The organism is Enterococcus sp. C63 (assembly GCF_040887215.1).
GTDB lineage: Bacteria > Bacillota > Bacilli > Lactobacillales > Enterococcaceae > Enterococcus_B > Enterococcus_B hirae.
The window spans coordinates 432191-450759 of record NZ_JBFOFI010000001.1; the positions used below are offsets into that span (position 1 = coordinate 432191).

Genomic DNA, 18569 nt, shown 5'->3' on the forward strand with positions numbered 1-18569 from the left:
TGAATAGGGTAGTAATAACCGCAATCTGATCACTGCAAGCGAAATGAAAATTTGTTTGCAAAGCGATGGATTTGCAATGAAAAAAAATTTATTTTCTTTTCCTCTTGTAAAAAAGAAAAAATCACGCTAAATTAAATTGAAACGAGGGATTAGCAATGAAAGCAAAAACATTATTTAAACATGTCGACAAAACACAACTATATTATATTTTAAAAGGGGTCTTAGTTGGGTTGCTCACTGGCGGTATCGTTAGCTTTTTTCGCTTGGCGATTGAGAAATTTGGTGAATTGACCGAACAAGTTTACCTTCATAGTCAACAAGAACCTTTATATTTAGCATTTATCTTAGCAGCTTCAATTATTATTGCTATTTTTGTGGGATTTCTTATCAAAAGCGATCCCGATATTAAAGGAAGCGGCATTCCCCAAGTTGAAGGACAATTACAAGGAGAATTAACAGTCTCATGGTTTTCTGTTCTATGGAAAAAATTTATTGGAGGCGTGTTATCGGTTGGTTCCGGTTTATTCTTAGGTCGAGAAGGTCCATCAATCCAGTTAGGCGCAGTGGTGGGTGAAGGAACAAGCCAATTATTAAACAGCTCTTCAGCTGAAAAGAAAATTCTTATCTCTAGCGGAGCGAGTGCAGGATTAGCAGCAGCATTTAATGCACCGATTGCTGGGTTATTATTTGTTTTAGAAGAAATCCATCATTCTTTCTCTCCATTAGTTTGGCTGACATCCTTTACATCAGCGATCACTGCTAATTTTGTGTCACTTTATTTTTTCGGTTTGAAACCTGTATTGTCTCTAGGAAAAATTCCGTCTTTACCGTTAAAATATTATGGTTTTTTAATTATTCTAGGTATTATTCTCGGTGTGCTAGGGTATATTTATCAGATCGTTTTGCTTAGCTTACCAAAATTTTATCGAAAGCTGCCGATTCCTGCACACTTTCACGGAATCGTTCCTTTTCTTTTAGTTTTGCCGATTGGCTATTTTTGGCCAACAATCCTAGGGGGCGGAAACCAGATCATCATCACTTCAGGACATGCCTTTTACCCATTAACATTGATTGCAGGTCTATTTATCTTACGGTTTTTCTTTTCTATGGTTTCATATGGCGCCAGTTTACCGGGCGGGATTTTTTTACCAATCCTAACTTTAGGTGCGCTGATTGGAGCATTTTATGGAGGGGCTTTAGTGAACTTAGTTGGTATGAATCCGATTTATGTCAAAGACTTTCTCGTGATTGCGATGGCAGGTTACTTTACAGCAATCGGAAAAGCCCCGTTGACTGCAATTATCTTAGTAACGGAGATGGTCGGTTCTTTGAATCATTTGATGCCTTTAGGTGTCGTTTCACTCTTCGCTTACGTTAGCAATGATTTATTAGGAGGCAATCCGATTTACGAATCTTTACTCGAGCGATTGATTCAACAAGAAAAACAACCAATATTAGTCGGCAAAACAACCTTTGATTTTCCAATCACTGCGGAAAGTACATTGGATGGACGAATGGTCAGAGATTTCAATTGGCCAAAACATATGTTACTCGTTTCCATTATTAGAGGAAATAAAGAGATTTTGACTCATGGGGATACAATCATGAATGTTGGCGACATTTTAGTCATCTTAACCGATGAACGTCATCTTTCAAGCGTACGGAAAACGATTGTTGCTCGCTCTTCGATTTTAACGACGAAACAAGCCTTTTAGGCAATAAAAATTTGCTCTTACGATTAGCCAGTATGCTAGTGGTAAGAGCAAATTTTTATTTTATAGGGAAATACAACCAGTATCTTTATCTTTAAAAAAACTTTTCATCTTATTCTCTTTCTTTATTTCCCCAAAAATACTTCACTGTAATTGTTACTCCTACAAGGAACATTCCCAAGAAACTAATCATTAAACTGTCTGTGTCCGTTGTTTTGGGGAAGGTACTCATCGTTTTTACTTCTGTTTTAATCACATAACCTGGTTTTTGAGCCCCTGCACTTTCTTGCTGGTCATTTGGCAGTTCGGCATCAATTCCAAGTGATCCTTTTACGTCAAGTGTTGCCTTCATATTATCCCTTCTAACTTTTTTAATCAGTTTAAGGCGCTGCTGTCCAAGATACAGCATCTAATTGCAACGTCAAATTGAACGTTGGTGTACTCTTGGTTGCTGTGGTAGAAGATACTGTTCCAGCATAGTTGAAGGTGGTCGAAAAAGCATTATTTGCGGTACCATTTGCAGTTAGTTTTCCTTCATTGTTTGCTAATGTAAAGAGTTTGACTGGTGTCGTCGCAAAATCTGTGAGTGTTCCTGCGGCGATCAAGGAAGTGTTCGTTGCTGCTGGAGAAACAAGATTTAGACTAGAAATTTCTGTGATACTTTCGGCATTTGTTTGCGCGAAATCTGCAATGGATACATCAACTGGACGTCCCGATTTATTTTCAATATTATAGGTTGGAGATTCAATATCATTTCGCCCGCTTACGTTATAGAATATGGTCGCTGTATCTAATGTCACATTGATCCAATTGTCATGACTTTCCTCAATCGCTTCTTCTGGATCTGTGTTATCTAATCCAATCGTACCATTGATTTGAATATCGGCTTGGTCAACACCAATCACGTCTTCCGCTTGAACCATTGCGGGCGCAACAAATCCAACAAAACTCCCACTAAACAACATACTTACAAGTACTTTTTTCATCATATCAATAAACCCCTTTTATTTTTTATTCAACTGTTAATGTAACTCCTGCAGCCACTTGACCTTTTTTTTCGTTGGTGTCTGGGTCATACAAACTAAATAAAGCAACTGATGGATACTCCCCCTTTTCTAATGCCTGTTCCAACGTGACATTTTTTATTTCATACCCGGGCTGAATCGCACCGGAAGTATAAACAAGTTGATTGTTCTTTTTTTCTCTAATTTCTACATTGATCGGATAGCCATTTTCACTGGGATTTTTTATCATCAATTCGCCGCTCCCTGTTTGTCGATCGATTTTCGCTTCAGGTGAGATAACTAAATTGAATTTGCTTTTATCTACTGCAACCTGCGCGATTTTTTTATTTTCAGAGTCAGAGATTTTTTGGGCATCTTTCCCAGCGGGTAAAAATTCGCCACTGACAATAGTAACGGGCTCTGGTTTTGCTTGAAGATAATAGCGGTACACTAGCCAGCCACTTAGCAACAACAATAATCCTAGTAGAATGAGTAGTACCTGTTTTTGTTTTTTCCGTTTTGTTTCTTCCATTGCTTTTCTCCTTTATTCTTTAGCTGATAGTTGATAAGTAAAGGCATAACTAGGATAATATTTTTGTAAAATGTTTCCTGAAAATTCTCCAGCTAAATAAAGTTCAATTGGTTCTGTTAAAAAAGGGGCAATTTCCAATCTGTCCACATTATTTTGCCCGACAACCAACGGTCCCATCGTTGTCCCATCAGTGGCAACAAGATTAAGAATCAACTCGTTATGATTTCCGCCAGAAAATTGATTGACTAGCACAACTGATGAATCAGCTGTAAGATCTTGAACCGTGCCAATCGTAAAATCAATGGGATAGTTACTCGAACTAATGATTGGTTTGGTCGAAGATGCCGTGTCGAATGCACCTTCTGTTTTCGATTCAAATATCATTTCTAAAGGTACTTCCACACTTAATGGACTTTTGACTACTTCCACCTGTTGTTCTACCCAAAGACTTTCAGTTAAATAGGCTTGAAGTTCGGGATCATCGTTGACGGCACCAGCTATTTTTGTATAGACAAAATAAGTTCCAGCTGGTAGTTTTTCTTTTGTCCATGTCATTCCCGCGGTTTCTTCGACTGCGATCATCCCATCTGTATTTTCATCAGCAAGCTCAACTTGTTGTTGTGCTTCCTCAGTCGTTAAATCGGTTTCACTCCAAAGTTGTTTCGTACTTAATTTAAACGTCGTTGCCTTTCCTATCCGACTGGCTGGCTCATAAGCATTGATCGTAGTGTCTAATTGACTTTGTCCGACCGCTACACTCGGCTGTGCTTTCCAATCGGTAATATTGATTTTTTTTTGATAGATTGCTTGTTTTAGAGCTGTATTTGTAAAGTAACTGTCATTTAATGTAGCTGTACCAGCTCCTACTACTTCCTTTTTTTGTAAACTTTGATCAGTTGCTAAATAGCTAAATTGATAGCCTCCTATTTCTCCTGCTACTCCATCGATCCGGTTAAATGTCATATTTCTAGCAAACAAGCCGTTGGTATTAGAAGTATTTTGAAAACGAACAAAATCGGGCTCATCCGCATTCATTACAACATTTCCATTTGAATTGAATCTGCCTAGGCTGATCATTGAAGTTTGTGAATTAGCGCCAAAATTGATTTCTGCTGCTTGACCATTCGTAAAATTCATTGGCTTGTTACCTGTTTGTTCATACAAAAATTCAGCATTTTGACCAATCGTAAAAATTAATCCTGTCCCATCATAAGAAAAATAATCTTTGCTTGATGTCAATTGCACATTCGCATTTTCTTCAAGAGTGACTCGTATTTTCCGATCACCCGATCCGCCAGAAGCTGAACCATAAAACAAAGCGAGATTCGTACTCGTTTGGTGGTTGATAATCGTCGTCGAATCTTTCGCAAATGTAATGTTGTTTCCTTCCATGAACTCTTCGCTGTTTGCTCCTGCTTCACTGACAAATTCATTTTTCCCCTCAAAGGTGAAGGTGGATTCTGTATGCCAAGCTAGAAGTGGTTGCGCCCCAGTCTTTCCATAATAATTGACGTTTTCAAAAACCGCGTCAAATGAGAGAACAGATAAACTTCCAGCCCCTAAGATCCCGTAGTAAGATTGGTTGCCATAGATAACGCCATTTTCATCAGTTAGTGTCGCGCTTCCAAAATTCATGTTTTTCAATTTGATTCTTAATCCACTAATCTTCACTCGATAGCCAGTATTCGAAGCGGTTGAGTTGGAAGCGTTGGTATATAGCATATGATGATTTTGACCATCGATCTCGACATTTTTATAAAACTCAAAAACATCCGCATCTGTATACACGATGTCTGCTGTCAAAGCAACATAATAGGTTCCCGAACCTGAATCATTATTGATTTCACTCATTACCCTAATTAATTCATCTGCTGTTGCTGCAGTATAAGGACTTTCTAATGATCCTTCTCCAACCAAAGGACTAATTGCACCAATTTCGTCGGACAGTTCAGCGTTTTCTGCTAACACTTGTTTTGTTTCTTCGCTGCTTGTTGATGCTTCGGTGATTTGATTATTGACATCTTCATGGGATTCTTCCGTAGTTGTCTCAAAGGAAACGGAGTACTCATCACTTGTGCTCGTTTGCACATTGTCATGGAGATTTACACTATTCTCAGAATTTTCTTGTGCATCAAAGTCATTGACTGGGACAATACTAGCACAAAGAATAAAGAGCGATAAAACAACCCATTTTGTACTTTTTTTCATATTCCCCTCCTCTATAACCATTCTTTTTTTATATAAAAGCGCTTTTGATTAACATTAGATTACAAAAAAATGATACTATACACATTTATATCCGTCAATAAATAACTAATTTCTAATCACAAACCCTATATTTATTCATCTATTTGTCAATTTCGCTTTCCATTTTTTAATTTTCAAAAAATTTGCATTTAATCTCACAAAAAAACCTTCTTACGAAAATTATTGTTAAATTCCGTAAGAAGGTCTCATATTTATAAATTGAAAATTATGCTGTTGTTACTGTTGGTGATTTTCTTAGTAAACCATAAATCACACCAGAAACGATTGCACCAATAGCGATGAATGCTAAGTACAAGACTGGATGACTTAACAAGAATACAACGAAAATCCCACCATGAGGAGCAAGTAATTTGATACCGAAAGCACCAACTAAACCACCTGTTAAAGCAGAGCCAATAATGAAACTTGGAATGGCGCGGATCGGATCAGCTGCTGCAAATGGGATCGATCCTTCTGTTACAAAGGACAAGCCCATCACAATATTCGTTAGACCAGCATCTTGATCTGTTTTACTAAATTTATTTTTGAATAAACGAGTAGCAACAAAAATTGCTAATGGTGGAACCATCCCACCAGCCATAACAGAAGCCATCACGACACTACCGCCAGTCGCAACAGTTGTTGCTAGCGTAGCTGTACCGAAAACATAAGCCGCTTTATTAATTGGTCCACCTAAGTCAGCAGCCATCATTCCTGCAAGTAAAGCTCCAAGTAACGCAGCGTTTGAACCGCTCATACTTGTTAAAAATCCGTTTAATGCATCATTGATTGCTTTCATCGGTACATTAACCAACAACATCAAGAACCCGGTAATCAACAACCCAAACACAGGATAAAAGAGAATCGTTTTGATTCCGTCTAATGATTTAGGTAATTTCTTGAAGAGTTTACGCAAGAACACAATGACATATCCAGCTAAGAAACCCCCGATCAAAGCTCCTAAGAAGCCTGCACCGCCAGTATTAGCTAATGCACCAGCAGCAAAACCAACAATCAAACCAGGGCGATCCCCGATACTTGAAGCAATAAATCCAGCAAGAACTGGTAACATGAAACCAAAAGCAGCTTGACCGATTTGGTTGAACCAGCTGGCAATTTGATTATAATTCCCAAGGTTTGCAAGCTGATCTTGTGGTACACCCATAAATTGGTCTACCATGAAAGAAAGAGCAATTGCAATCCCACCGCCAATAACAAACGGCAGCATATGAGAAACACCATTCATCAAATCTTTATAGATTCGTTGACCGACGGTTCCTTCTGCATTTCCTTCATCAGAACCAGTATCTTTCCCTTGTCCATGATAAACTGGTGCAGTACCACTTAAAGCAAGATTGATCAGTTCTTCTGGCTTACGAATCCCGTCACTAACCGGACGATTGACAAGTTCTTTCCCGTCAAAACGATCCATGGCAACTTTTTTATCTGCAGCTACGATTACACCATCCGCACGAGCGATGTCTTCAGCTGTCAATAAGTTTTTAACGCCTTCTGATCCGTTTGTTTCAACTTTGATCTCTACACCCATTTCTTTCGCTTTTTTCTTCAAAGCATCTTCCGCCATATAAGTGTGGGCGATTCCTGTTGGACAAGCGGTTACTGCAATAACAAACTTGCTCTTAGGATCAACGGTTGCAGCTTCAGCTTGTTTTGCCTGTTCTGCTTTTTCTTCCGCAGCTTTTTGATCTTCCGCTGTTTGGAATAATTCTTGTACAGCTTCTGGTGAATCTGCTTCTTTTAATTTTGCAACAAAATCTGGATCCACTAAAAGGCGGGATAAAGCAGCTAACGCTTGTAAGTGTGTATCATTTGCGCCTTCTGGAGCTGCGATCATAAAGAATAGGTAAGTCGGCTGATCATCTAATGCCTCATAATCGACCCCTTTGTTACTTTTAGCAAACAGTACGGTTGCTTCTTTTACTGCTGCATTTTTTGCGTGAGGCATCGCAATGCCGTCACCTAGTCCGGTAGAAGTTTGCGCTTCTCGTGCTAAAATCCCCTCTTTATAGGTTTCAATATCTGAGATTCTTCCGGCAGCAAACATTTTTTGGACCATTTCATCAATTGCGCCTTTTTTATCAGTTGCTTGTAGGTCCATGATCATTGCATCTTTGATCATTAAATCTTTGATATTCATGATAATCCTCCTGAAAACGAATCTATTTTTGTTATCTCAACTTCTGGTAACAGTTCATCAATCAATGCTCTAGAAGCTAAATCATCAGAAAATGCTGTCGCACTTCCACAAGCGACTCCCCATTTAAATGCTTCCACTGGATCTTGATTTTTGCTATAAGCACCAATAAATCCAGCAATCATTGAATCTCCTGCACCAACCGAGTTTTTTAACGGGCGAACTAATACGTTTGATCGGTAAGCACCTTCATTAGTAAATAACAAGGCACCATCTCCCGCCATTGATATCAAGACATTTTGTGCCCCTTCAGCTAATAGTTTCTTACCATATGGCAAAATCTCTTCCACACGATCAAAGTGTGTCTGATATAATTCGGCTAATTCATGGTTATTAGGTTTGATCAACAATGGTCTTTTAGCAAGAGAATTTTTTAGATCATCCCCAGTTGTATCAATCACAAAGTCTGCTTCTTTTTCACGAATGATCTCAATCAATTCTTGATAGAACCCTTTTCTTAAGCTGGCAGGAGTACTACCAGATAAGACAACGATGTCCCCTTTGTTCACAACACTTAGCGCTTGCTTGAATGATTGGATTTCTTCATCTGAGATCGTTGGGCCTAAACCATTGATCTCCGTTTCAGAATCAGATTTTAATTTGATATTGATCCGAGTATCTGATTGAACTGTTGTAAAAGAAGTTTGGATTGTTTCTTTTTCCAACCACTCTGCGATAAAGTTTCCTGTAAAGCCTCCTAAAAAACCAAGGGCTGTCGAATCAGAGTCAATTCTTTTCAAAATTCGAGAAACATTGATCCCTTTTCCGCCAGGAACTTTAAAGTCTTCTTTCATTCGATTCAATTCCCCAATTTTTAACCCATCGACACGTACGATAAAGTCAATCGACGGATTTAATGTTACTGTATAAATCATTGTATAGCTGCCTCCTTGATAGTTGTCCGTTCCCGATAATCGGTAACAAATTCCAATGGACAACGTTCGGTTACGATCGTAGCTGCTTCTAAAGGTGCCACAGAAGTGAAACTAAGCTTGTTGAACTTAGAATGATCAATCAGGACGAAACTTTCTTCCGCATTTGCCATTGCTAGACGTTTCACGGCTGCTTCTTCCGGATCTGGCGTTGTAAATCCACGGTTCAAGTCAACACCGTTCATTCCCATAAACACTTTATTAAAATAGAAATTTTTTAACTGGCTGATTGTACTATTTCCTAGTACAGCATTTGTTGATAATTTAACTTGTCCACCTAATATGATGGTGGGAAGTTGCAAATCAACCAAACTAGCTGCATGTTTCACTGAATTAGTTACTACCGTTACCTTTTTCTCTTGCAAATATGGGATCATTTCTAACGTCGTGGACCCAGCATCTAAATAAATAACGTCATCGTCATTGATTAATTGAGTTGCTAATCGAGCGATTGTTTGTTTTTCTTGAACGTTTTTGAGCGTTTTTTCACTCATATTCTGTTCAAACCCTAAAAGTTGCCCTTTTTTCGCGCCACCATGGATTCTTTCTAACAGACCATCATTCTCCAACTCTTGCAAATCACGTCTAATCGTTGATTCAGAAGCGTTTAGAAGTGTTACTAAATCTTGAGATTTCACTATTTTATTTTGTTCTAACAAGTGTAGTATTTTTTGTCTGCGCTCTTCTGTAAGCATTTCCACGATCACCTCACGACATATAGTAGCATAATTCTTTTTATTAATCAATAAAAATCATTCAAAAACATTCATAGACAATCTAAAACATTCAAAAAAGAGTCTGAACTTTCAACTGGTCCAGACTCTTGATTGGTTGTAAAGAAGTACGAACGGTATTCGCTGTACGATTCTTCCACAACCTTTTATATGCTTTATTTTCTATGCACTAAATAATAGTACCTTCCTAATCCAATGAACATAATGATAAAGCCCAAAATTGATCGTACAGGGATGTTGGGAAGAAAGAACATCAAAAAAGCTACAAATGCTGTAGGTAACATGACCCGATAATATAAGTGTTTATCCATGTGATCACCTCAAATTTTTTGTAATGTCGCAAATTTGTTTAACTTTGGATAATCATAGATTTCTACTCTAAGATGATTTACACCTTTTTTCACGTCAAAGCTTAAACGTCCTCGTCTTTTTCTTATTCGCTTAAACTGAATATCTGATAGTTTTTCGCGAATTTCATTCAATGGGAGCTGTGTCAAATTTTCAGTAGGTACGTATAATCGTAAAGTAACTAAATATTCTTGATATTTTTCATCGTCAACTGCGATCTCTAAGTATTCTCTTATATAGTAGCAATAAGCTTCAATCCCATCATCCAAAGAAATACGGGGATCAATCACTTTGTAAAACATCATTTGTGCCCGTTGTTCATCTACCCAAGGAAAATAAGCTTGTGTATTCAACCGTCCTCTTACTCGCTTTTCGCGGTATTCATCATTGACAAAATTATAACTTCGAGTAACGAAGAACGTCGCATCCTTTTTTTGAGTCGGTTGCATTCTTTCATTTTGGTATTGAACAGATTGAATACTTTGATCGGTATAAGCATACTCAATGTACGGGGCTTTCAAAAGCCCAACACCATTGTCCCAAGAAAGATGATCAAATCCCAATTGGTCGCGATAATAGGTCTGAAAATGTCGATTCGTTTCCTCAGCCCATTTGAAAGGGTCACGATATAATTGAATACAGATCACACCATTTTGTTTCTCTTTTACAAATTCCACTTGTTGGACATCTAAAAATACTTGTTTCGGAATGATGCGATAGTAGTAAGAGCTGTAATACATTTCCCAACAAGAAGTAAAGCATAATCCCTCATGAGATAGATCGTAACCAGGCAATTGATTACAATCAATCACAACCGCTCCCGATCGTTCTCTCATCTTTGGCAACTTATCAATAGCTTCTTGTGTTTCAAACTTCAACCGTTCTTCAATTTCTTTAATATTATGATACTTAAATTCATTGTATGAACGTAAGTAAGCAAATACGCCATTTTTATCCATTTTAAGCTGGATATAATCTCTGATCACCGATTCATGTTGTAAGAAAATATTCTTCTCCAAAATATTCTTAATGATCAATTGTTGACCATCAAAATGAAAACGACACTCATTCCTTTCATTTTTTACAGTCAGCCAACCAAATGCGAACTGAGATTCCTGCATTGCTTCCTTTTTAAAGGTTGTCCATTCAAATATTCGTGCTGTCTGACGAGAAGTCTGAAAAAATGAGGGACTAAACATCATTCGAATAAAAAAGAACCAATCTTCCAATTCATTTTCTCTTTGACTTTGATTCAAATCGGTTAATTGAATCGTCATTAATAATTGTTGTTCTTCCACTATACTCTCACTCCTTTCAAAGTGTTTTATAATTAAATTATAACCAAGCATAAGAAAAAACTAAAATTTAACGACTTCCAATTATTTTAGTAACTATCCATGGTAGAATAGAAACAAATAATCAAAGAGGTGAATAATTTGGGGCTTAAATTTGAACGTACAGATAATCTTGATAAATTATTTGAATCCTTTGCTGTTGATCCAGAAAAAACAGTTGCTTCAAAAGAAGAAATCGATCGCTTTTTGAAACCAAAAAATGACGAAAAAAAAGAACAGACAAAAAAATAGAAAAAAACTAGTAGCAAGCGAATGTTCTCCTCTTTGAGTCCTTCGTCTGCTACTAGTTTTTTATTCTGAAATTGCTTCTTCAATTGCCTGCCAAGCTTCTTCTTTTCCTTGCTTTGTGACAGAAGAAAATAAAATAAACTGATCATTATTATCAAAATCCAACGCTTTTTTGATTTCACTTTCATGCTTGTTCCATTTTCCTCGTGGTATCTTATCCGCTTTAGTCGCTACGACAATCACTGGAATATCGTAATATTTCAAAAATTCATACATCTGGATATCCTCTTGGGAAGGTTTGTGACGTAAATCGACTAAAGAAACGACTGCTCGCAACTGCTCTCTGGTCGTAATATATGTTTCGATCATTTTACCCCATTTTGCACGTTCAGTCTTTGATACTTTGGCATAACCATAACCAGGGACATCGACAAAGTGTAACGCATTTTCAATCAAATAAAAATTCAATGTTTGGGTCTTACCTGGTTTTCCCGAAGTGCGAGCTAAATTCTTTCGGTCAATCAACGTATTGATAAAAGAAGACTTTCCGACATTTGAACGCCCTGCTAAAGCAATTTCTGGTAAATCAGATTCTGGGTATTGTTTTGGTGCAACTGCACTAATCACTATTTCTGCTTGATGTACTTTCATAAAATCTCTCCTAAAAAAGGTCGTTGAAGAAGAAAGGAACTCTATCGAGATGAGAGAAGATTGTTTAATATCACTTTATTAAACAATCTCTGATAAACGAAGAGTCGCTTCTTAAACGCCGTGTAACAGGTTGCGAGAAGCATGAATTGATTCGTTCTTTAAAGAAAAAAATCTCGAAACAGCTTCTCATGTTTTGAGGTTTTTTGATTTCATTCTAAGATTCAACGATCGAAAAACTGCAGTTGATTGCGGAAAGTACGTTTTTACATAAACGAAAGTCATCTTCCCTATTTGCCAATTTTGAGTAATCACAACGTTGAATCGCCTGCTGTCAATAGAATTTCTTAATCATTAATCAATAGTTTCGATAAAAAGACAAAGCTGCCGCAAAAGCAATAACTAACTTTCACGACAGCACTCCAGCTTCTATCTGCTTTTATCCCGCTTTTTTCTCAGAATCTTTATAAACGACAGTCGGTTCTCCTGTTAATTCAGCAGCTTCTTTCGTAATGATCACTTTTTCGATATTCTCATTAGATGGGATGTCAAACATAATATCCATCATGATTTCTTCGATGATCGAACGTAGTCCACGTGCCCCAGTATTTCGGGCAATTGCTTTTTCAGCGATTGCTGTTAATGCCTCTGGTTCAAATTCTAATTCCGTATTATCCAAAGCAAGTAATTTTTGGTATTGTTTGACCAAAGCATTCTTTGGCTCTGTCAAAATACGCACAAGATCTTCTGTCGTTAATTTTTCAAGTGCTGCCATTACTGGTAAACGACCAATAAATTCAGGAATCAAACCAAATTTCAATAGATCTTCTGGAATGATTTCTTGCATGACACTTTCGCCATCTGCTAATTTTTGATTTTTAGTCCCGAAACCGATTGTCTTTTCTCCTAGACGATTTTTAACAATTGTTTCAATCCCATCAAACGCACCACCTACGATAAACAAAACATTTGTCGTATCGATTTGGATAAATTCTTGATGAGGATGTTTCCGACCGCCTTGAGGGGGAACGCTGGCAACTGTCCCTTCTAAAATCTTCAATAAGGCTTGTTGGACACCTTCACCTGAAACATCTCGAGTAATTGAAACATTCTCGCTTTTACGAGCAATTTTATCGATTTCGTCAATGTAGATGATCCCTTTTTCAGCTCGTTCCACATTGTAATCAGCTGATTGCAATAATTTCAATAGGATGTTTTCGACGTCTTCCCCAACATAACCAGCTTCAGTTAAACTGGTTGCATCAGCGATCGCAAAAGGTACATTTAACGTTTTAGCTAATGTTTGTGCCAAGAAAGTTTTCCCTGATCCAGTAGGACCGATCAAGCAGATATTACTTTTTTGCAGTTCAACATCATCTGCATCTTCTTGGGATTGTTGATTAACACGCTTATAGTGATTGTATACTGCTACAGCTAATGAACGTTTCGCACGATCTTGACCAATCACATAATTATTTAAGACTTCCAAAATTTCTAATGGTTTTGGTACTTCTGTGAATTCACGTACCGCTTCTTCATAAAATTCTTCATCAATGATTTCTTTGCATAGGTCAATACATTCATTACAGATGTAGACCCCTGGACCAGCCACGATTTTTTTTACTTCTTCTTGTGTTTTCCCGCAAAAAGAACAACGTACGGTCTCATTGCCACTTGGATTATCATACATGGTCTTCACCCCTTAACTTGCATCATAAATGCAAGAAACTATCACAGACTTTACAGTCTTTTACCATCATACCATAATTCAAAAAAAAGCAAAAGCACTAAACAAAAACCAAAAATCGAAAATATGCAAAAAGAGGAAACCTCTCAGTTTCCTCTTTGATAAAATGCAATAAAAGATGATTATTTTGCTTCAGTAGCAGTTCCAGTAATCAAATCAATTGCTTTCTTCATTGTCACATCATGTTCCAACATATCTTCTGTTAACACTCGTTTGATTTGTTCGATTGGCATGTTGTATGTCTCAGATAATTCTTGGATTTCAGCGTTGATTTCTTCATCTGTTGCTGCTAGTCCTTCTGCTTTAGCGATAGCTTCGATTACAAGATTTGTTTTTGTGCGTACTTCTGCTTCGCCTTCAAATTGTTTGTGCAAGTCTTCTTCTGTAGAACCAGTTAATTGGTAGTACATGTCAGGAGAGATTCCTTGACGTTGCATGTTGTTCAAAAATTCATCCATTGAACGGTGTACTTCATCGTGAACCATCACGTGTGGCAGATCAACGATTTCTGCATTTTCAACAGCTAAGCGGATTGCAGCTTCATCTTTTGCGTCTTCTGCTTCTTTTTCTTTTGCTTCTGTCAATTCTTTTAGATATTTTTCTTTCAATTCAGCTAATGTAGAAACTTCATCATCTACATCTTTTGCAAATTCGTCATCTAATTCAGGTACTTCTTTAGCTTTTACTTCATGAACCGTTACTTTGAACACTGCTTCTTTACCAGCAAGGTCTTCTGCTTGATAGTCTTCTGGGAAAGTAACTGTTACATCTAAGCTTTCACCTGATTTTTTACCGATCAATTGATCTTCAAAGCCAGGAATGAATGAACCAGAGCCTAGTTCTAGTGAATAGTTTTCACCTTTTCCGCCATCGAATGCTTCGCCATCAACAAAGCCTTCAAAGTCAATCACTACAGTATCGCCATTTTCTGCTGGAGCATCTTCTTTGATTACTAATTCTGCTTGAGCTTCTTGTTCACGTTTGATACGTTCTTCCACATCCGCTTCAGTAACTTCACGGTCTTGTTTTTCAACAACTAAATCTTTATATTGACCTAATTTCACTTCAGGTTTAACTGTTACTTCAGCAGTGATCACCCAATCTTGCCCTTTTTCCATGCTTTCAACATCGATTTGAGGTTGTGATACAGGTTCGATACCTGCTTCTTTAACTGCTGCTTCATAGCTTTCAGGTAAGACAGCATTCAATGCGTCTTCATAAAGAGCTTCTTCTCCGTACATACGGTTGAATACTTGGCGTGAAACTTTCCCTTTACGGAACCCTGGTACGTTCAAGTTTCCTTTAACTTTATTAAACGCAGCTGTCAATCCTTTTTGAATTTCATCTTGCGCAATCGTAAATTTTAAAACACCATCGTTTGTGCCTTTTTTTTCAAATGTTGCAGTCATTTAGTTCCCTCCGAGTTTAGAAAATTCATTTTATACATCAAAAACGTTTCATGCATACCCTTAAATAGTACACTAACCCTTTCAAATTGTAAACATATTGAATGGTTAGAATCCACGTTTTTCATGACTTTTTTATCTGATAAGTGTCAACGGTCACTTTGAAAGAGTAGCATTTCCCTTAAAATATTTCCCCTTTTTTCTAGGAAATCTGCTTCCTCTGCTTCTGTTTGTCTATTATTATAGTTTGGATCATACATGCTAAGTGTATCAGCAAACCATTTTTTAGGATCACCGACATATGTATCATAAACAGGATAAAGAAGAGCGGATTGCATCATAAATTCTTCTTTTAGCACTGTACTAAGATAGGCATCTTGATCTTCATAAGCTTCTGCTAATCGCATTAACTGTTCATAAGCCTTCTGCTTTTCTGGTTTTGGTAATGTTGCAGGTATGACTTCTATAAACGTCTGATCCATCGTTAAATAAACAACTGGCTGGTGTTTCTTCACTTGCACGAGTGACTCTAACATTTTTGCTCGCACTAATAAGTGGATCTCTGGTAAGATAATCATTTTTTTGATTGTTTGTACCAATTCATGATAAGGCAACTCTTCAATCTCAGACACAACCAAAAGTTGTTCTGCAGGTGGCATTGTCGGCATTTTTTCAACACTAAGATGAATCTTACGTATTTTTTGACGGTCATTTTGACTCGTGAAATTTTCTGCTTGTTGGATCTTCTCTACCATGAGTTGCTCAAATAAATCAGAAAAATCATAGCTGGCAATTAACTTGCGAGCATAAAGATAATCTTTTGTTTGGATCAGCAGATCAAAATAAAAAGCTGCCACTTTTTCATCTGTCAGGTAGTCATTTTCATAAGGAAACGCCTGATTCAGCGCTTCTTTTTTTTCATCTAGCTCAACTAAGCAAAGGACAAGTAGACGATTCGCCTCAAATGTTCCTTTAAGCTCCAATGCTCGTTGTAAAAATGTCTTTGCTTGTAAATATTGATGATCAGCTAATGCTTGTTGCGCTAGACGCATAAGATTTTCGTATTTATCAGGAAAATCAATCGGCTCCAATGTTCGTTCTCCCTTCGACTCTTTGCCAGTAAAATCATGAATAAAACTATAGTATCAAACATAAAAAAACATGACAATCTTTTTTAGATTGCCATGTTGAAAAAATAAAATGAATCAAGCATTAATTTCTTGATTAAAGGCTTTGACTAGATTTAGCGTGACTACACTCGTATTTGAAAAATAATCACCAATATGCTGTTTTCTTTGATTAAAGATTGTCGGTAAATAGCCAACAAAAAGTAATGGGAATTTCAAAATGAACCGACAAGCGCCTTCTCTCACTAGCACTGTTGTCCAACTCAAATCTGATTCATTAAAGCAAATCACACGAATCCCAAAAATCATTTTTCCTATTGTTTGTCCATGGTTTAATTTCGTGAATAAAATAAAATAACCAAGGTAAATCAGCAAAGCAACAAAACCATAAATACTTAAATAAGAATCGGATACTTTTAACCAGTCTAAATTAGCCGCTAAGCCAATGGTCAACCGTGTGATTGAGCCAATACAAATCAGATCCACAATAAAAGCGAAAAATCTTATCCAAAATCCTGCATAAAAATATTTAGGAAAGTCATTTACATTGATTTTTTCCTCTTTATCTTCGGTATACTGTTGCCATTGTTGTTGCTTTACTTTGATTTCACTTTCAGATAATGGTTTTTCTTTAAAAGATTGCAGTACTTTTTGAGAAAAGCTCGGATCTGGCCCTACAGCAGGACGATCTGCCTTGTTATGTGAAGATAAATCTTCTGGTTGCTTCGTCATGCTTACTCACCTCCGTAATAATACATTGCCTTTGGTGATTGAACAGTTCCTTGATTTTCTAAGAAAGACAAGATTTGACTTGTTTCAGAAGCTTTTAGGCCTTGCAGCTGAGCAAGTTTCGAACCGAACCATGTGTTTGCAAAACCAGTAGTATTCGTTTCATATTCTACTAACTGAGCGTTTTCTAAATGTTGCTCACTTCTCATCGCTTTTAACGCGTCTTGTGGATACCCAATTTCATCCACTAATCCGACTGCTTTCGCCTGTTCTCCATCATAAATACGACCATCCGCAATTTTTCGGACTTCTTCTTCTGATTGATTTCGTCCAGTACTGACTACTTTGACAAATCGATTGTAGGCATTATCGATATAAGTTTGTAAGACTTTTTGATCTTCTGGCGTTTGGGGTCTAGTACTTGAACCCATATCTTTCAATGCACCACTTTTTACCGTCGTATCCTCGATCCCTAATTTTTCTAAAAGTCCAGAATAATTAAGACCTGACATGATGACACCAATGGACCCAGTGACTGTTTCCTCTGTTGCATAGATTTTATCCGCTTGGGCTGAGATATAATATCCGCCACTAGCAGCTGTATTTTTCATACTGACATACATTGGAATATTTCGTTCATTTCGGATATCACTGATTGTCTTAGCTATTTCTGCACTTTCATAAACACCACCACCAGGAGAATTGACTTCTAACATCATCCCTTTGATCGTTTTATCTTCTTTTATAGCATTTAATTGCTCCATAAACTTAGCGTGATTGTATCCTTCTGTTGCAAACAAACCTGATGTTCCATCACTAGTGATCGTCCCATCAACAGTCAATTTTACGATTTTTTCTGAACTATCTCCTTCTTCCAGAACCGTGGGCGATAGTTCATTAGTGCCATATAATAAGCTATTCAAACCACTCATTTGCTTTTCTTCTTTTGAATTTGACGTCAGGCTAGATGATACCAACGAAACAACCAATAAGCCTGCCGCAATCAACACTGCTATCCAACGCTTTTTATTCATACTCTCCCTCGCTTAATATAAATTTTTGATAACGATCACTGTTTCTTTTTCTCCAGTTGCATTCATTTTTTCTGCTTTTTCGACTAATGTAAATCCATTGAACTTCTCTTTTGTCCACTCATCTTCTACTACGAATTGTTGCGCTTCTCCAATAGTCAACGCATCAGGCGCAATTTCTTGGATACTATCCCAACCAGTATCTAAAAAGATTTTGGTTTCATCATCCACTGTATTTACTTTTTCAAGTTCGGCCAACTGTTTTTTTAGCATGCCTAATGTCAAGACTGCGATATTTGATGCCATTTTTCATCCTCCTTCTTTTACTTACTCTCATATTGTACCGAAGTCTGCAAAAAGATGATAGTCAAAACTTCATTTCGATCCTCCCGCCACAACCATATAGACCAATTTTATTTTTTCTCTTTTTTATTGACAAACATCACACAACAACGTTATCATTTAAGAAGTTTCCAGAAAAATACTAAAAAGGAGTTTAGATATACCATTCTCATTTTAAGGAATAGCGCCTGGTCTGTAGTTACAGATGACGAGGAAAGGGTTTATCGAAATA

Annotated in this window: 17 protein-coding genes; 2 read left to right on the plus strand and 15 right to left on the minus strand. The window is 37.2% G+C overall.

The window, feature by feature from the left end; all coding sequences use genetic code 11:
* The first annotated feature begins 155 nt into the window (after window positions 1–155).
* Entirely contained in the window at window positions 156–1715 is a 1560-nt protein-coding gene (locus AB3H90_RS01915; RefSeq protein WP_368016065.1) for a ClC family H(+)/Cl(-) exchange transporter, read from the plus strand.
* Window positions 1716–1824: 109 nt separating this feature from the next.
* On the opposite strand, the gene AB3H90_RS01920 is transcribed toward AB3H90_RS01915, so the two are convergent.
* From AB3H90_RS01920 to AB3H90_RS01955, 8 genes are all read right to left on the minus strand, one after another.
* On the minus strand, window positions 1825–2064 hold the full coding sequence (locus AB3H90_RS01920) for a hypothetical protein (RefSeq protein ID WP_368016066.1): 240 nt from the start codon (window positions 2062–2064) through the stop codon (window positions 1825–1827).
* A gap of 28 nt (window positions 2065–2092) precedes the next feature.
* A complete protein-coding gene (locus AB3H90_RS01925) occupies window positions 2093–2701 on the minus strand; it encodes a hypothetical protein (protein WP_010718978.1) in 609 nt (202 codons plus the stop codon).
* Between the two features lie 22 nt (window positions 2702–2723).
* On the minus strand, window positions 2724–3248 hold the full coding sequence (locus AB3H90_RS01930) for a hypothetical protein (RefSeq protein WP_368016067.1): 525 nt from the start codon (window positions 3246–3248) through the stop codon (window positions 2724–2726).
* Between the two features lie 12 nt (window positions 3249–3260).
* Complete coding sequence (locus AB3H90_RS01935; RefSeq protein ID WP_178305898.1) at window positions 3261–5456, minus strand: hypothetical protein; 2196 nt, start codon at window positions 5454–5456, stop codon at window positions 3261–3263.
* A 265-nt stretch (window positions 5457–5721) separates the two neighbouring features.
* Window positions 5722–7653, minus strand: coding sequence for a fructose-specific PTS transporter subunit EIIC (locus AB3H90_RS01940; RefSeq protein ID WP_368016068.1), 1932 nt, complete (start codon window positions 7651–7653; stop codon window positions 5722–5724).
* Complete coding sequence (pfkB, locus tag AB3H90_RS01945; protein WP_010718974.1) at window positions 7650–8585, minus strand: 1-phosphofructokinase; 936 nt, start codon at window positions 8583–8585, stop codon at window positions 7650–7652. Before pfkB ends, AB3H90_RS01940 begins: the two co-directional genes overlap by 4 nt.
* The gene (locus tag AB3H90_RS01950) at window positions 8582–9337 is read right to left on the minus strand and encodes a DeoR/GlpR family DNA-binding transcription regulator (protein WP_368016069.1); all 756 of its coding nucleotides are present in this window, start codon (window positions 9335–9337) and stop codon (window positions 8582–8584) included. The genes pfkB and AB3H90_RS01950 overlap by 4 nt, the downstream gene beginning before the upstream one ends.
* Before the next feature lie 359 nt (window positions 9338–9696).
* Window positions 9697–11025 carry a hypothetical protein gene (locus tag AB3H90_RS01955; protein ID WP_368016124.1) on the minus strand — a complete coding sequence of 443 codons (1329 nt, stop codon included), beginning with the start codon at window positions 11023–11025 and terminating at the stop codon, window positions 9697–9699.
* 135 nt (window positions 11026–11160) lie between these two features.
* On the opposite strand from AB3H90_RS01955, the gene AB3H90_RS01960 reads away from it, so the two are divergent.
* The gene (locus AB3H90_RS01960; protein WP_010737727.1) at window positions 11161–11310 is read left to right on the plus strand and encodes an SPJ_0845 family protein; all 150 of its coding nucleotides are present in this window, start codon (window positions 11161–11163) and stop codon (window positions 11308–11310) included.
* A gap of 60 nt (window positions 11311–11370) precedes the next feature.
* Here the strand turns inward: AB3H90_RS01960 and yihA are convergent, their stop codons facing one another.
* The 7 genes from yihA to AB3H90_RS01995 all read right to left on the minus strand — a co-directional run bounded on the left by yihA (window position 11371) and on the right by AB3H90_RS01995 (window position 18301).
* Window positions 11371–11958: a ribosome biogenesis GTP-binding protein YihA/YsxC gene (gene yihA / locus AB3H90_RS01965; RefSeq protein ID WP_010718969.1), complete on the minus strand. Its 588-nt coding sequence runs from the start codon at window positions 11956–11958 to the stop codon at window positions 11371–11373.
* Window positions 11959–12394: 436 nt separating this feature from the next.
* A complete protein-coding gene (clpX, locus tag AB3H90_RS01970; protein ID WP_010718968.1) occupies window positions 12395–13645 on the minus strand; it encodes an ATP-dependent Clp protease ATP-binding subunit ClpX in 1251 nt (416 codons plus the stop codon).
* Between the two features lie 179 nt (window positions 13646–13824).
* Window positions 13825–15111: a trigger factor gene (tig, locus tag AB3H90_RS01975; RefSeq protein WP_368016070.1), complete on the minus strand. Its 1287-nt coding sequence runs from the start codon at window positions 15109–15111 to the stop codon at window positions 13825–13827.
* 146 nt (window positions 15112–15257) lie between these two features.
* A complete protein-coding gene (locus AB3H90_RS01980; protein WP_010718966.1) occupies window positions 15258–16199 on the minus strand; it encodes a hypothetical protein in 942 nt (313 codons plus the stop codon).
* A gap of 114 nt (window positions 16200–16313) precedes the next feature.
* Entirely contained in the window at window positions 16314–16967 is a 654-nt protein-coding gene (locus tag AB3H90_RS01985; RefSeq protein ID WP_368016071.1) for an RDD family protein, read from the minus strand.
* Between the two features lie 2 nt (window positions 16968–16969).
* Window positions 16970–17998: a signal peptide peptidase SppA gene (gene sppA / locus AB3H90_RS01990; RefSeq protein ID WP_010718964.1), complete on the minus strand. Its 1029-nt coding sequence runs from the start codon at window positions 17996–17998 to the stop codon at window positions 16970–16972.
* A gap of 12 nt (window positions 17999–18010) precedes the next feature.
* Complete coding sequence (locus AB3H90_RS01995) at window positions 18011–18301, minus strand: hypothetical protein (protein ID WP_010737730.1); 291 nt, start codon at window positions 18299–18301, stop codon at window positions 18011–18013.
* Window positions 18302–18569 lie beyond the last annotated feature (268 nt).